The sequence below is a fragment of the Elizabethkingia argenteiflava genome, assembly GCF_009904105.1.
Classification (GTDB): Bacteria; Bacteroidota; Bacteroidia; order Flavobacteriales; family Weeksellaceae; genus Elizabethkingia; species Elizabethkingia argenteiflava.
On the sequence record NZ_JAAABJ010000642.1, the window covers coordinates 1 to 12,957 of the forward strand.

The following is a 12,957-nucleotide window of genomic DNA, read 5'->3' on the forward strand; positions in this document are numbered from 1 at the left end:
AAATTATTCCGTCTGGTATATAATTTTTTTGGGATTTTATATTGATGAGAAGCATAGTTTATATACTAAATCTATAGAATATTTTGTAAATTTATTAGAAATAAACAAGAGCTAAGAAATATAAAAATTATAGAAGAGTATATTATTTTTTGGATATGCTAAGATTATGAGGGACAGTGTGATATGGTCAGCCTTGAGTCCTCAAAAAGCGAAGAAATTTTCTGCTAATAATATGACTTTATGTATAGACTTTTGGGAAAGAGGGTGATGTTATATTTATTAGAGCTTATAGCTTCGTATTCATGAAGTTCAAGTTTTGAATAATTCTATGCGAGATAAAAAAATATTACTTAAAAAAAAGCGGATTGGCGAATCGGTTCAAAAAGAATAAGGCCCTCGCGAGTCAAAAGTTTTGTGGTGGTGGCTATAAATATATTTGGGAGAAAGGGTCCTGCTTTCAAAGCAGTAGAAAAACAACTACCGTATTATCGTTTTATTATCCAACAAATGGAGGTGTTTTGCTAATTGGCTGGCTACAACTTTAGGTTCAGTGATGCAAATAGATAAGTGGTATTCTGGATTTGGAAAGTCTTTTTTTGCCATCAGCAATAACAATGGAATGTGGGCACTTCCTCTTAGAATAATGGTTTATACAATATGTATAAGTTGTTACGTCATTCAGTGTTCAAAATTTCACCATGATTCCTTGGTTTGGAATATAGATTTAGAGCACTACATTTTTCAACTTTTTTGAATGCGAATGAATTAATGCAAGGGCATTTTATAAAAATAAAAACAGTAATATAATATGGAATCACAAAAATTAGAGATCCAGATAAATGAGTTGGCGGATAAGATTGATGTTCCTTTAGGCTTGATCCCTAAGATAAATGAAGCGAACGACTACGCAAAACCATTTATAGATGTAGGCGTCGGTGATATTTTTTATTATGTAATTCGGGAGTGTGGGGTAGAATATGAAAGGATTCTTTACAAAGATAAAGATGAATTATTGTACAGAATATTTAAAGACATCACTTTTGAAATGGTTGCGAATGATGAATTAAAAAACAGAAATAATCATCAGGATTTTAGAATAATTTTATTTAAAAAGCAAGAAGAACTAATGAGATTACTAGACGATCATTGGGGAGGATTAATAAAATCCGAAAATGATAAATACATGGAATAAACCTTTGGTAAGTCTATTCTGGTTTGCTTTTTATAAGGTATTTTGGTCATTACAAAATAGCTTGCGGCTTATTTTGTTTTTAAGGAAGATATTTAGAAGAGTAAAGACAGAAGGTTGATGAGGGCGAGCAGGACCTAAAGTAGGAATGTTAAACCAAAAATAAATATGAACTCTGGTATGCTCAATGACAAATCCTTTAGCCTGTTTGGTATGGGCATCATTATAGGGATCAAAGGTAGAATATGTTGAATAGCAGTTGAGCTGCTGTAGATATATAAAATATGAGCATTCCTTACGGCAAGGAGTAAATCCTTTATATGGGAAAAACACTTTCACATAGTCAAAACTATTTTAAATTTTAATAATGTAAAGCTCACGCACTAATATTTTATATCAGAAAATAAAAAATATAAAAGTTCATATTAGATGATGAATGGTATTTATATATTGAAGCATATGGTATAAAATTGGATAGCTATGTTAAAATTACGATTCATCCTGAAGATAAGACTATGAAAAACATGGTGTTTACATGTATAAAAACCAATCACATTATTGTTTGATAAGTTGATCTGGTACAGGCCTAAATTGGTCTATATTTTATAGTTTTTACAAAAAAAATAATCCATTATCAAGCGATCTTTTACTATAAAAACTACAAGATTGGGCCTTATACAAATAATTAATATCCAGATTTAGGGCAATACCAAAGAGAAAATGAACACAGAGAAGCTAAAAGATTTAGGTTTAAAAGAGCATTTAATTTTTATACATTTATGAAATGTGAACAATGCACTCTCTAAAATATTCAGAGGATGTATTGTTCGTGTAAAAATTGAAAAATCCTGCCCATTCCCATACCCATTCGGGAAAAAGCAAACTATTTTGTTAAAATCTTTCAGTGAATCTCCGATATGCTAAAGTTCGCTATTTTCAATAATTAAAACTCCATCGAGAGCATCATATAAAACTTCAAGGGCGGGATATTCTATGAAAATCTAAAGCCTGATTTTCATAATATTTTATACATTTGTAGCCCGTAGTAATATGGCTAAAATGGAGAAATAAACAATAATCTGGAAGACCGTTTTATAAAATCTTTCTTTATTTTAGAATCTTCATATGGTGTAAATATTAAATTAGTTTTCCAGATTTAATTGAAAAGAGGATTTAGAATGAAAATATATGTGATAGCCATTCTTGGCGTGTGTGCCTTTTCGTGTGCGAAGGAGAAATATTCAGTAAAACATGTTGTAAAACAAACATCACCTAGCGAACTTCGAAATATAAAAGTTTTCAATGCACAAGATCCTATTTGCCAAATGAAGACTGCCGAATTTTTAAAAGATACCGCCATTTATAAAGGCCGAGTGTATGGATTTTGTAGTGACTATTGTAAAAAGGAATTTAAGAAAAATCCTAAAAATTATGCAACCTCCGAAAAATAAAAAATCCAAGTCTTCAAGGCAAACCATCATCAAGATACTCCTACTTATAGGGGGGCTTTTTGTGCTAATAACGGTGGGGGTGGGCTATTTTAAAAAGGATTTATATACCGTGATGAAGGTTCCTGACTTTCAACTCACCGATCAAAACAATCGGCATATATCTAATCGTGATATGTTGGGCAAGGTCTATTTAGTTGAGTTTTTTTACAGTTCTTGTCCTAGTATTTGCCCTATTATGAATAATAATATAAGGTATATTGAAGAGCGAATTAACTGCCCTGATTTCGGGGTCATATCCATTAGTATTGATCCTGCTCATGATACGCCCGAGTTTTTACGTCTGCATGCCCAAAGGATAGGGGTTAAGTCTCCTCATTGGCATTTTTTGACTGGTGACCGGGCTTATATTGAAAAGATAGCAGATCAGTTTAATATTTATATTGGAGACCAATCAGATGAATCAGAGAGTCTAAACCATAGTGGAATGCTTGCCTTGGTCGACAAAAAAGGAAATATTCGCTGTAGATATAAAAAAGATGGAATGCCGATGCTATATTATTCGGGGTTAAATTATCAAGATCCTCAGGGGAAAACTCCCAAACTTAATGGAGAATATCACCCCGATAGAGAATTTTTAATAGAGGATATTAAAAGACTATTACAAGAATAGTTATATTTTCTCAATAGCTTAAAGGGATCTTATAAGTTTAAGAAGTATTCTTGTATAGAAAATAATAGCTTAAAAAAAATGTAGAGGCGATCTATTATATTGCTTATTTTTACGCGAGTTAGATTTGTAGATGCTAACAGAATATAAAATGAATACACCATGTCAAAACTCTTCACACCTATAGAGATTAAAGGAGTAAAATTTAGAAATAGAATTGTAATGTCGCCGATGTGTCAATACTCTGCAAATGAAGGATATGCAAACCATTGGCATTTGGTACATTATACGACAAGAGCTATAGGAGGTGTGGGCGCTATTATAGTGGAAGCTACGGCTGTTAGCCCCGAGGGGAGAATTTCCCTTAAAGATTTGGGGATTTATAGCGATAAACATATAGAAAAGTTACACGAAATAGTTGCCTGCGTGGAAGAGTATGGAGCTGTCCCTGGGATTCAGCTGGCACATGCCGGAAGAAAAGCCGGAGTAGAGGTTTTTCTTCAGCCTGAATCGGAAGGGGAAGAAAGGCCTGTCGCTCCTTCTGAATTAAGGTTTAGTAATCGTGATCCACTGCCCAGAAGCTTGAATAAAAAAGACATAGAAAAGGTGAAGCAAGACTTTAAGTCCGCGAGTATCAGGGCGATAAAGGCAGGTTTTAAAGTAATAGAAATACACGCTGCACATGGCTATCTTTTGCATGAGTTTCTCTCCCCTTTATCTAATAAAAGAAGTGATGAATATGGAGGATCTTTTGAAAACAGAATTCGATTATTATTAGAAGTGGTCGAGGGAGTTAATCAAGCAATAGAAGGTCGCTTGCCTTTGTTTGTGAGGATATCTGCCACAGATTGGGTGAAAGAAGGAGGTTGGGATTTGGAGCAGTCTATAGCCCTTGTTAAAATATTGGAAAATAAAGGAGTAGATGTTATTGATGTTTCCACCGGAGCTATCGTTCCGGACGTTATGATTCCGTCTGGACCAGGTTACCAATTGCCCTTTGCTAGCAGTATTAAAAAATCTGTCGAGAAAATCTTGGTAGGTACGGTAGGGCTTTATACCACAGCCCTCCAAGGCGAAACTATTTTGAGAAATCAGGATGCTGATTTTATTTTCTATGGACGCGAATTACTCAGAAATCCTTACTTCAGCCTACAGGCTGCTCAGGAGTTGAATGAAGAGGTAGAATGGCCCCAGCAATACACCAGATCAAAAACAAGGCATTTTAGAAAATAACCTGCGATCTATGCCGAGGGGAGTATAATCCTTTTACAGATATTACGTTCCAGTAAACACCGTTTTTATGAGAAAAGAATTAAAAGCGCAGCAGAATGTTCGCCGCTTATCAAAATCCCCTCTCAGGAAAATGGCCCCAGCCTATATATAACCGGAGATTAATTTTAAATCAATTTTTAGCTACATTTAAACAAAGGGTTCAACTCTGGTTAGAGTCAAACCCTTATTTACGCGGTTTACACCAAATTCTGGAAACTGTCGAAACTTGAAAAACGTATTTCTTCACTCGAAGATTTGAACACTATTTTTAAAACGCTTTCTTTTACACAGAACAAGGAACTAATTATGGAGTATATAATCGTCTGCAACTTTTTTATTGAGTTATCGTTCCTTGTTACAACTCTACATGACGGCAGTTTCCAGTTTTATTAAGGCTTCATTGTAAATCTTTTCATAGGCTTTGAAGCTTTCTTATTTTTTCAAATAATCAAAGATATACCAACACTCTTTAAGATAAGTGTTGTAAATCTATTATGTATATGCTCAACCCATTTAAGTACCAGAACTATGACAGTATTTATATGCTTCTGCTATGGCGGAATCTTTATAATACTTTCCTTAATAATTGGGTTTTGCACGTTCCCAAGTTATTTTGGCTACTTTCATCTTCCCGTTAAACAGGAGAGGGCCATCCGTTTGAAGGTTAAGTATATTGTTCTCTATCTCCATTAATCTTTTTTGCTTATTTCCCAGCCAGTTTGGAAATAGGCTTACAGCCATTTCATGGGTAAGCGTTTTTTCCTTTTCGTCAACGAAGAAACGGCCCGAATAAGCCAGACAGCCGCTGGCTTCTTCTTGGTATTCGTCAGCTGTTCCCCTAAACATATTTGTTCTCGTAAATTTTTCTCTGTATTCATTTTATATTTAGAATGTTTCTTTATGATATTTTAGTTTGTTCTTCTGCCGGAATAGACTAGTTTATTCATAATATTTATAAGAATTTATTCATAAATATTTTGGAGGCCGCTAATATTACTTCCGGAACTTCCTTGTGTGGGGAATGTCCTGTTTGGGGGACGATATATTTTTCTGAGAAGCCCCTGACCTGGCTGATGGTTTTTTCTACCTGATCTAAAGTGCCGTACTCATCTAATTCACCTTGTATAAAAAGAAGAGGGCAGTTGATTTGAGGTAAAAAATGTTCGATGTTCCAATCTCTATAATCCTCTCGTGTCCAGGTATGTGTCCAGGCTTTGAAGAGTTTATCTACTTTATCTGCATGATATTTTTCTAAGCGCTGCGGTAAATTTGTATTTTCATAAGCGCTTATAGCATTCCGAATTCCGCTTAAAGTTATATCTTCCACGAAAATATGGGCAGCTTCACATATTATAGCCTTTATTCTCTGCGGAAATTTTGCTGCGCTGATTAAAGCGATAGACCCTCCATCGCTATGTCCAAAAAGAATGGCATCATCTATTTTTAGTGCAGATAACAGCTGGTTTAGCGTGTCTGCTTCTATCTCTAAATAGTGTTTGGATCTTTTGTGGCTAGGCAGGGCTTGGGATTTTCCATATCCCCATCTATCATATATCATCAGATTGCATTGAGTGGCTTCTGCAAGTCTTCGAGGGAAATCCCTCCATAGCTCAACGCTTCCTAGGCTATCGTGTAGGAAGACTAAAAAAGGTCGATTTTCATAAAGTGGATAAATCTCTGTATAAAGTTGTTGATTGTCTATCGTAACAAAGTCGATTTTACGGTGTTTCATTATAATTCAATAGGAGATTTTGTTATTTTCTTGATATATTTTATGGATGTTAAGGCAAATAATAGTCCCAAGCATGACCCCAATACCTGTGATCTGAGTTATTGTTACATGCTCTCCCAACATAATGTGGGTGCAAAAAACAGTGGCCGGCAATTCCAAAGCTAATAATATTGAACTCAACCCAGTACCTATTTTAGGAATAACGATGGTAAAGCAAATGGGGGGAATGATGGTACCGAAAAAAGTCAAAAAACCACCCCATTCCACAGGGTGTGTACTAGTGGTAATCGATTTTAGGTTGATTAACAGGAGGATATTATCCGGACCAGTAGAAATGAAAGCACTTTTCTCAAATATAAGGGTTTCATGTTTTAAAGTACGGGTTAATAATATATATAAGGTGTAAAGTAAGGCTGCCAATAAACCCAAAGCAATTCCCCAAAAAGGAAAATTGAAATGCCTTATATTGAAGAAATCTCCCGCTAAAATCGTTCCTACAATAATTAAAGCTGAGGTCAACAATTCCATTGTTGAATTTCTTTTCTGTAATACAACGTGTTCACCAATCATACTCATCCATGTCATTTGCATCAGTAAAACAATGGCTACTGAGGCGGGAATATATTGAACATAGAGGTACTAGGCGTAAGCAGCCATGCCCATTGAGGTTCCTGCCAAAAGAAGTTTTTGCTTGGTTTTTGAAGAGATCTTTTTGGAGGCAGTTTTTTTTAAATAAAAACAAAATCCAGAGGCTTATGGCACCTATAGCGGCTTGAGCGAAAGTGATTTCACGGGCCGTATAGCCTTGTAAATAGGCGATTGTTGTGAAATAAGAAAGCATAGCGTAGCTTAAAGCTCCTAACATTAGGATAATAATATATTTTTGCATATTATTTTTTATATTTAATTAACTATTAAAATAATCAAGTTAATATAATTAATTTATATAAATTTATATAAAAATAATATTATGTAAATTATTTTTTTTAAATATAACTAATAAAAATGGAAGGCCAGAGGAGTTTTATGAGAAATATTTTGAGTAAAAAAATAAAATAACCCGTAAAAATATGATAAAATAGAAATTTGATACTATACGATAGTTTTTAAGATCTTTGCCAATTGACAAAAATAAAGGCTATGATAAAGAGGCTCGTTGTTCAGAAAAGCAGAATGCACAATGAGAGATCAGGGGGTGATGTGAGGTTAATTATTGATATCAAACATTCAGTAGTCCGCTATGGTGTAGGGTGGTTTTAGGCTAAATGTTATAAATTGATTGATAATGGCATACATTCAGGGAGAAGTTTCTAAATATTAATGATGTAAAAAAGAAAAATGTTATTTACAGATATAGATTAGGATATTGGTATTATTCTTGTTTAAAAAATAGATTAATAAATAATTATTTATGAGAGAGAGATTTAATTTAGGCATGGGGATTTTAGTTATTTTCTTTGTATTACAGTGTAGCAAAAAAAATAAGGTGATCGCTGCTGGTCCAAATGATCAGGTACCTCTATCGTCTATGGTAGAAGAAGGTCCATCTCCTCATTCTACAGAAACAGAAGCGACGAAAAAAGATAGTGTACATACCTTGGGGGATGTACAAAATTTAACTAAAAAAACGATCACTTATCGTCCATGGAACATTAAGGGGAATGACTCTTTAAAGAAAGCTTTTTTAAAAACATATACAGGTTTAGATCTTCACAGTATACTGGCGCTTAATCGTTTGGATCGTAAAAACATGTATAGAGCGGATACGCTTATCGTCCCAGATCAGCTCGAACCAGACTTTTTAGCATATTCGCCTTTTCCTTATTCCGTACGTACAATCAATACTATTCCTAAAATAGCATTCTTTTCTTATCCTCTTCAGGCATATGTTCTGTATGAGTATGGAAAACAGGTTAAGTGGGGGCCTACTAGTATGGGATCTAAGATTTATCAGACTCCAAGGGGTTTATATTTTACCAACTGGAAGGGTAAGGAAATTATTAGTACGGTAAGTGACGAATGGAAATTAAAATGGAATTTTAATATAGCCAATTACGAAGGTATAGGCTGGCATCAATATAACTTACCCGGATATCCGGCTTCACATTCGTGTTTAAGACTTTTAGAAGAAGATGCAAAGTGGCTGTATAATTGGGCAGATCAATGGATATTGAATAAGGGGGGGGCAAGTGTAAGAGCCAAAGGTACGCCTGTAGTGGTCTATGGAGAGTATCCATGGGGTAAAAGGAAGCCTTGGAGACAATTGTTGGAAAATCCCACATCCAATGATCTTTCTGAAGAAAAACTCACACAAATCGTCTCTCCTTATCTCATTGAGATAAAAAAAGAACAGAACAATAGGCAAAAAGTTTTGGAAGAAATAAAAGAAGGAGCAGCTAAAAATATACAACAAGATAGTATTAAACCTGAAAAAAAGCTTTTAGGTTTCTTGTTTTATAGATAAGTATTCCGAAATACTCTCGACAAATTTTCTCAGCATTTGCATTTCTTCTTTTGCCAGATTTTGGCCTATTTGGGAAGCCATCCAGGTGAGAAATATGAGGAGAAGACATATAACGCTTATATATAGCGCCCAGGGGTAATTTTCAGTCTTTATTTTCAGTTCCACATAATATAGAGAAATAAAGATCATAAAAAAAATTCCAAAAATAAAATACAGAAACATAAAGAAAGTCCATACAGAGGAGCTGGGGCCAACTATGCAGTGTAGATGCGTATATCCCTGTGTTTCTTCGCTGCTTTCTATTCGTATAGATAGATAGGGCTTCCAATAAGCATCCCTCTGATTATTTACCCATAGCGTTGCTACTTCTCGATTAATTTTTCCACCAATAGTTGGGTTCGCTTTTAGTCTTTTTTGTAAATATATTTCACAATCGGAGGCCGAAAATTGGCTGACGAACTTAAAGCGGGGTCTGTTTCGAATGTTATTTAAGAGGGTTTCTTCCATATTTTTTTTTCAAATTATTAGCGAATTTTCATTACTTCCTGTTTTTTATTTCTTTATAATAGAATAAAGTTTTATTCTTTCATTCATAAAATATAAAAATACGCAAATTATAATATGGACTAGTTTAAGATCCAAAACACATCCTTGCCTAGAGTATTATTCACTCTTTTAAAAGTATGGTTGTCAATATAAATGACATAAAATGATCGATAGATTTTAACCTGTTCAACAACAGCTCCCGAGAAGATGAATAAACGGTAAAATTATTTCAAATAAGGACTGAGAGTCGACCTGGTATGGTTTAGGGACTTTTCTTCTGAAGTAGAAGCACTGTAAAAGTTATATTATCAGTATGGGATTCCTCTTCGTTTTTTAACATGATAAATGTTTTTATATTCTGAAAAGAATTTATTTGTTTAATGTATTACTACAATAACTATTTTTATAGTATTATTTTTAGTATATAAGTTCTTTGTTATAAAAAAATTAATTACTTAGCCGTGAATTAACCAATTATACAATCATGATCATTGATTTAAGACATTTAAATCTTGCGGCCGACACCTTTGTTAAAGATAAACAAGAGGTTATAGACATAGATCTGGAAGGAGAACTGCCCCAAACAAAAACTGAATTGGAAAGTTTAATTAGAGAAGAAAGCTATCCATACTCCAATGGAGATAAAATTGAGTTTTTACCGCTTCCAGGACTTAATTCTCCTCAGGAATTAAGCAGTTCTCTTAAAGCGGTGGAAGCGGTTGCCAAGACTGGAAAATTCACCAGTGGCCCCTATGTAAATTTACTCGAGAAAGAGTTGGAAAGCTTTTATAAGGTCTCTACCTGTGTAGCCACTAGTTCTGGGACAGATGCTCTAATGATAGCACTTAAAGCGGTGGGTGTAGGGGTTGGAGATGAGGTTATTATTCCCCCTAACTCTTTTGCAGCCACTGAAAATGCTGTTTTTGCAGTTGGTGCTAAACCTGTTTTTGTTAATATAGATTTTTCATACAACCTTGATGTGAGCGAAATAAAATTGGCGCTTACCTCTAAAACTAAGGCCATTATTCCGGTGTGTCTTTATGGTTCTGCCAGAAATATTGAGGAGATATGTGATTTTGGGAAAGCGAATAACTTACCCGTTATCGTAGATGCTGCTCAATGTTTTGGAATTGGGTCTTTGGCCGATATGGCGGAAATAGTATGTCTTAGTTTTAATCCCTTCAAAAATTTAGGGGCTTTTGGAAAATCAGGTGCCTTGTTAACTCATCATCAGGAATATGCCCATCAGGCCAGGCAATTTTCCTATCATGGATTTAGAGAAGGAGAAAAAAATGTAAAGTCGATGGATTGGGGGTTTAATAGTAGAATGGATAATTTACAAGCAGCCGTGCTTTTAGCCAAATTAGAATATTTTTCCCGAAATGCTTTAAAGCGATGTTATTTAGCGCATAAGTACCTCCGTGGGCTGGATCTACTCCAAAACCGTAATAAAATAAAACTTCCTTTAGAAACCCGCGACAATACTTGGCACCTTTTTCCAATCTGGTTGGAGGAGGGCGAAGTGTCTGATATGATAAGCTATGCTAAGTCTAAGAATGTTGAACTGGATATTTATTATCCCAGCTTGGGACACGAGTATCAAACTCAGTATGCTGCTAGCTTTTCACCTACGGGGTATTCTCTTCAGCAGAGCGAGCATATTCACGGGAAGCTTATTCATTTACCCCTTTACAATCATATGTCTCTGGAGCAGCAGGATAAAATTATATCTGTTGTTAGGGCTTATTTTAAATTATAGATTATGAAAGAATATCATTATCCCAGACAGATTAAGAAGGTGGTTTGTTCTGATCTCGATGAAACCTTCTTACCCCATAACCCTGCAGAGTATTCATCAAGTGGTGTGGCAGATCTTGAATCCTTCCTTCTAAGAGCAATTGATGAGCAATCTCTTATTTTCGGTTGGATTACGGGTAGCAATTTAGATGCTGCTTTAAGAAAAACCAAAGATTATATTAGCTATTTACCTCACTTTATTGCCAGCAGTTTGGGAACTGAGTTCTATTGGGTGAAGAATGGGAAAATGGTGGAGCCTTTAGAATGGAAGCAAAAGATTGAGAATTCTGGATACAGCAGTAGAGAGGTGAGCAGGGCTTTAGCTATCATCAAATTATCTGGAATAGAATTATTAGAGGAGCCTCAAGACTATCAAGGAAAATATAAATCTACCTTCTATTATTTTATAAGAGCCCAGATGGAGGAAGATTTTCAGATTATTTCTCAGATCGCAGCTGTTCATCATTGTAAAGTGCTTTTTAACAGATGCAATCCTGCGGCCGGAGATCCTGAAAACTGTTATGATGTGGAATTTATTCCCCATTGCTGTGGAAAGGGCGAAGTAATAGATTTTTTAAAGGAAAATCTTTCTTTGTCTTCTGAAGATTTTTATGCATTTGGAGATAGCTGCAACGATTTTTCAATGTTTTCCAGAGCAGGACATGCCTTTCTTGTAGGCAATGCAGAGACATCAGCTAAAGAAGATTATCCCGCTGTACTCAATGAAAATTATTGTGTAGGTATACGAAATAAATTAATAGAATTATTATGAAAGTAGGTATTATAGGATGCGGTAATATCGCAAAAGCACATATTGCAGCACTCACTCATATTGATGAGGTTTCTTCCTTTGTATTATACGATCTCGATGAAGAGAAAATGAACTCAATAGCTTCGGTATGTACTTTACCCGTAGCTAAGGTGAATAGTCTTGCCCAATTGGCCCAATTGGCTGATTGCTTTGTCGTTTGCACACCCAATAGCACGCATAAGAATGTTATTTTAGAAGTGCTTAGGGTACGAAAAATTCCTTTCGTGTGCGAAAAACCTCTATCTTCCACTTTAAAAGATGCGCTACTCATAGCAGAACAAGCTCCCTTAGGGAGCATGATTTCTTTTAATTATAGATATAATTATATTTTTCAGAATATTAAAAAATATATCCGAGAACACCAGCTGGGAGAATGTTTGTTTTTTTCTGCAGAGTTTAATAAAAATTCGGCTATTATCCGCGAAGAGTTTACATGGAGGGACTCGGGAGAAGAAGTATCCAGCTCAGGAGCCTTAGGCGATTTGTCCTGTCATTTATTGGATATGCTTTGTTGGATAGCCGATGATGAGTTCGATATAAATTCCATACGCACGGCAAAAGGAACCAGAGTAAAAGAGAAAAAGGGTCATGAAGTTGCAGTGGATGATAACGGCTATATTTTAGGTACTACCCATAAAGGCGTTTTGTGTAAAATAAAAACTTCAAAATCAGAGTTAGACGAAGAGTCTTTGGGACTATATTTACATTTGATCTGCGAAAATGCAGAAATTATGTATTCGACTAAAAATAGCCGCAGAATTTTTGTAAAATATTTTAATAGTTTTGAAAATGAATTATTAGAAATTAATCAGGGCAGTTGTCTTTCCGATCCTCAGAGAGAGATCCCATTTTGGTCAGATTCCTTCTTGCACATGCATTCAAAATGGATCAGGGGAATTGTTGAGAGTCAGTATGATGCTTTACCTAACATGCAAAATGCCCTGCATATCCAGGAGGTATTATCTCTTATCGCTGATTAAAAATTAAATCTGTCTCTATGATTGGGGCATCAGACATTATAGTATCCT

Annotated in this window: 12 protein-coding genes and 1 pseudogene; 8 read left to right on the forward strand and 5 right to left on the reverse strand. The window is 35.0% G+C overall.

Annotated elements, in window-relative coordinates:
- Positions 1-808: 808 nt before the first annotated feature.
- From GNY06_RS12315 to GNY06_RS12330, 4 genes are all read left to right on the forward strand, one after another.
- Positions 809-1,192 (forward strand): Imm63 family immunity protein, encoded by a 384-nt coding sequence (locus tag GNY06_RS12315; RefSeq protein ID WP_166520354.1) that lies wholly within the window; start codon positions 809-811, stop codon positions 1,190-1,192.
- A 1,175-nt stretch (positions 1,193-2,367) separates the two neighbouring features.
- A complete protein-coding gene (locus tag GNY06_RS12320) occupies positions 2,368-2,640 on the forward strand; it encodes a YHS domain-containing protein (protein WP_166520355.1) in 273 nt (90 codons plus the stop codon).
- Entirely contained in the window at positions 2,621-3,310 is a 690-nt protein-coding gene (locus GNY06_RS12325; RefSeq protein WP_244614434.1) for an SCO family protein, read from the forward strand. Before GNY06_RS12320 ends, GNY06_RS12325 begins: the two co-directional genes overlap by 20 nt.
- Before the next feature lie 159 nt (positions 3,311-3,469).
- Positions 3,470-4,540 carry an NADH:flavin oxidoreductase/NADH oxidase gene (locus GNY06_RS12330; protein ID WP_166520357.1) on the forward strand — a complete coding sequence of 357 codons (1,071 nt, stop codon included), beginning with the start codon at positions 3,470-3,472 and terminating at the stop codon, positions 4,538-4,540.
- A 618-nt stretch (positions 4,541-5,158) separates the two neighbouring features.
- Here GNY06_RS12330 and GNY06_RS12335 read toward each other — a convergent pair.
- The 4 genes and pseudogenes from GNY06_RS12335 to GNY06_RS12350 form a co-directional block, all read right to left on the reverse strand.
- Positions 5,159-5,440: pseudogene (locus GNY06_RS12335) on the reverse strand (lipocalin-like domain-containing protein); the annotation flags it as partial.
- Between the two features lie 91 nt (positions 5,441-5,531).
- Entirely contained in the window at positions 5,532-6,311 is a 780-nt protein-coding gene (locus tag GNY06_RS12340) for an alpha/beta fold hydrolase (protein ID WP_166520359.1), read from the reverse strand.
- A 6-nt stretch (positions 6,312-6,317) separates the two neighbouring features.
- Positions 6,318-6,839: an EamA family transporter gene (locus GNY06_RS12345; protein ID WP_166520360.1), complete on the reverse strand. Its 522-nt coding sequence runs from the start codon at positions 6,837-6,839 to the stop codon at positions 6,318-6,320.
- Positions 6,840-6,870: 31 nt separating this feature from the next.
- Positions 6,871-7,200 (reverse strand): hypothetical protein, encoded by a 330-nt coding sequence (locus GNY06_RS12350; protein WP_166520361.1) that lies wholly within the window; start codon positions 7,198-7,200, stop codon positions 6,871-6,873.
- A gap of 522 nt (positions 7,201-7,722) precedes the next feature.
- Here GNY06_RS12350 and GNY06_RS12355 point away from each other — a divergent pair.
- The gene (locus tag GNY06_RS12355) at positions 7,723-8,775 is read left to right on the forward strand and encodes a L,D-transpeptidase (RefSeq protein ID WP_166520362.1); all 1,053 of its coding nucleotides are present in this window, start codon (positions 7,723-7,725) and stop codon (positions 8,773-8,775) included.
- On the opposite strand, the gene GNY06_RS12360 is transcribed toward GNY06_RS12355, so the two are convergent.
- Entirely contained in the window at positions 8,752-9,282 is a 531-nt protein-coding gene (locus GNY06_RS12360; RefSeq protein ID WP_166520363.1) for a hypothetical protein, read from the reverse strand. The genes GNY06_RS12355 and GNY06_RS12360 overlap by 24 nt on opposite strands.
- 523 nt (positions 9,283-9,805) lie before the next feature.
- Here GNY06_RS12360 and GNY06_RS12365 point away from each other — a divergent pair.
- The 3 genes from GNY06_RS12365 to GNY06_RS12375 are packed head-to-tail and all read left to right on the forward strand — an operon-like array spanning position 9,806 to position 12,909.
- Positions 9,806-11,080, forward strand: coding sequence for a DegT/DnrJ/EryC1/StrS family aminotransferase (locus GNY06_RS12365; RefSeq protein WP_166520364.1), 1,275 nt, complete (start codon positions 9,806-9,808; stop codon positions 11,078-11,080).
- Positions 11,081-11,083: 3 nt separating this feature from the next.
- Positions 11,084-11,890, forward strand: a complete 807-nt coding sequence (locus GNY06_RS12370; protein WP_166520365.1) for an HAD-IIB family hydrolase — start codon at positions 11,084-11,086, stop codon at positions 11,888-11,890.
- Entirely contained in the window at positions 11,887-12,909 is a 1,023-nt protein-coding gene (locus tag GNY06_RS12375) for a Gfo/Idh/MocA family protein (RefSeq protein WP_166520366.1), read from the forward strand. The genes GNY06_RS12370 and GNY06_RS12375 overlap by 4 nt, the downstream gene beginning before the upstream one ends.
- Positions 12,910-12,957: the final 48 nt, after the last annotated feature.

Coding starts and splice junctions, on each gene's coding strand:
- GNY06_RS12315 (WP_166520354.1), top strand. CDS start 809: ATGGAATCACAAAAATTAGAGATCCAGATAAATGAGTTGGCGGATAAG.
- GNY06_RS12320 (WP_166520355.1), top strand. CDS start 2,368: ATGAAAATATATGTGATAGCCATTCTTGGCGTGTGTGCCTTTTCGTGT.
- GNY06_RS12325 (WP_244614434.1), top strand. CDS start 2,621: ATGCAACCTCCGAAAAATAAAAAATCCAAGTCTTCAAGGCAAACCATC.
- GNY06_RS12330 (WP_166520357.1), top strand. CDS start 3,470: ATGTCAAAACTCTTCACACCTATAGAGATTAAAGGAGTAAAATTTAGA.
- GNY06_RS12340 (WP_166520359.1), bottom strand. CDS start 6,311: ATGAAACACCGTAAAATCGACTTTGTTACGATAGACAATCAACAACTT.
- GNY06_RS12345 (WP_166520360.1), bottom strand. CDS start 6,839: ATGGAATTGTTGACCTCAGCTTTAATTATTGTAGGAACGATTTTAGCG.
- GNY06_RS12350 (WP_166520361.1), bottom strand. CDS start 7,200: ATGCAAAAATATATTATTATCCTAATGTTAGGAGCTTTAAGCTACGCT.
- GNY06_RS12355 (WP_166520362.1), top strand. CDS start 7,723: ATGAGAGAGAGATTTAATTTAGGCATGGGGATTTTAGTTATTTTCTTT.
- GNY06_RS12360 (WP_166520363.1), bottom strand. CDS start 9,282: ATGGAAGAAACCCTCTTAAATAACATTCGAAACAGACCCCGCTTTAAG.
- GNY06_RS12365 (WP_166520364.1), top strand. CDS start 9,806: ATGATCATTGATTTAAGACATTTAAATCTTGCGGCCGACACCTTTGTT.
- GNY06_RS12370 (WP_166520365.1), top strand. CDS start 11,084: ATGAAAGAATATCATTATCCCAGACAGATTAAGAAGGTGGTTTGTTCT.
- GNY06_RS12375 (WP_166520366.1), top strand. CDS start 11,887: ATGAAAGTAGGTATTATAGGATGCGGTAATATCGCAAAAGCACATATT.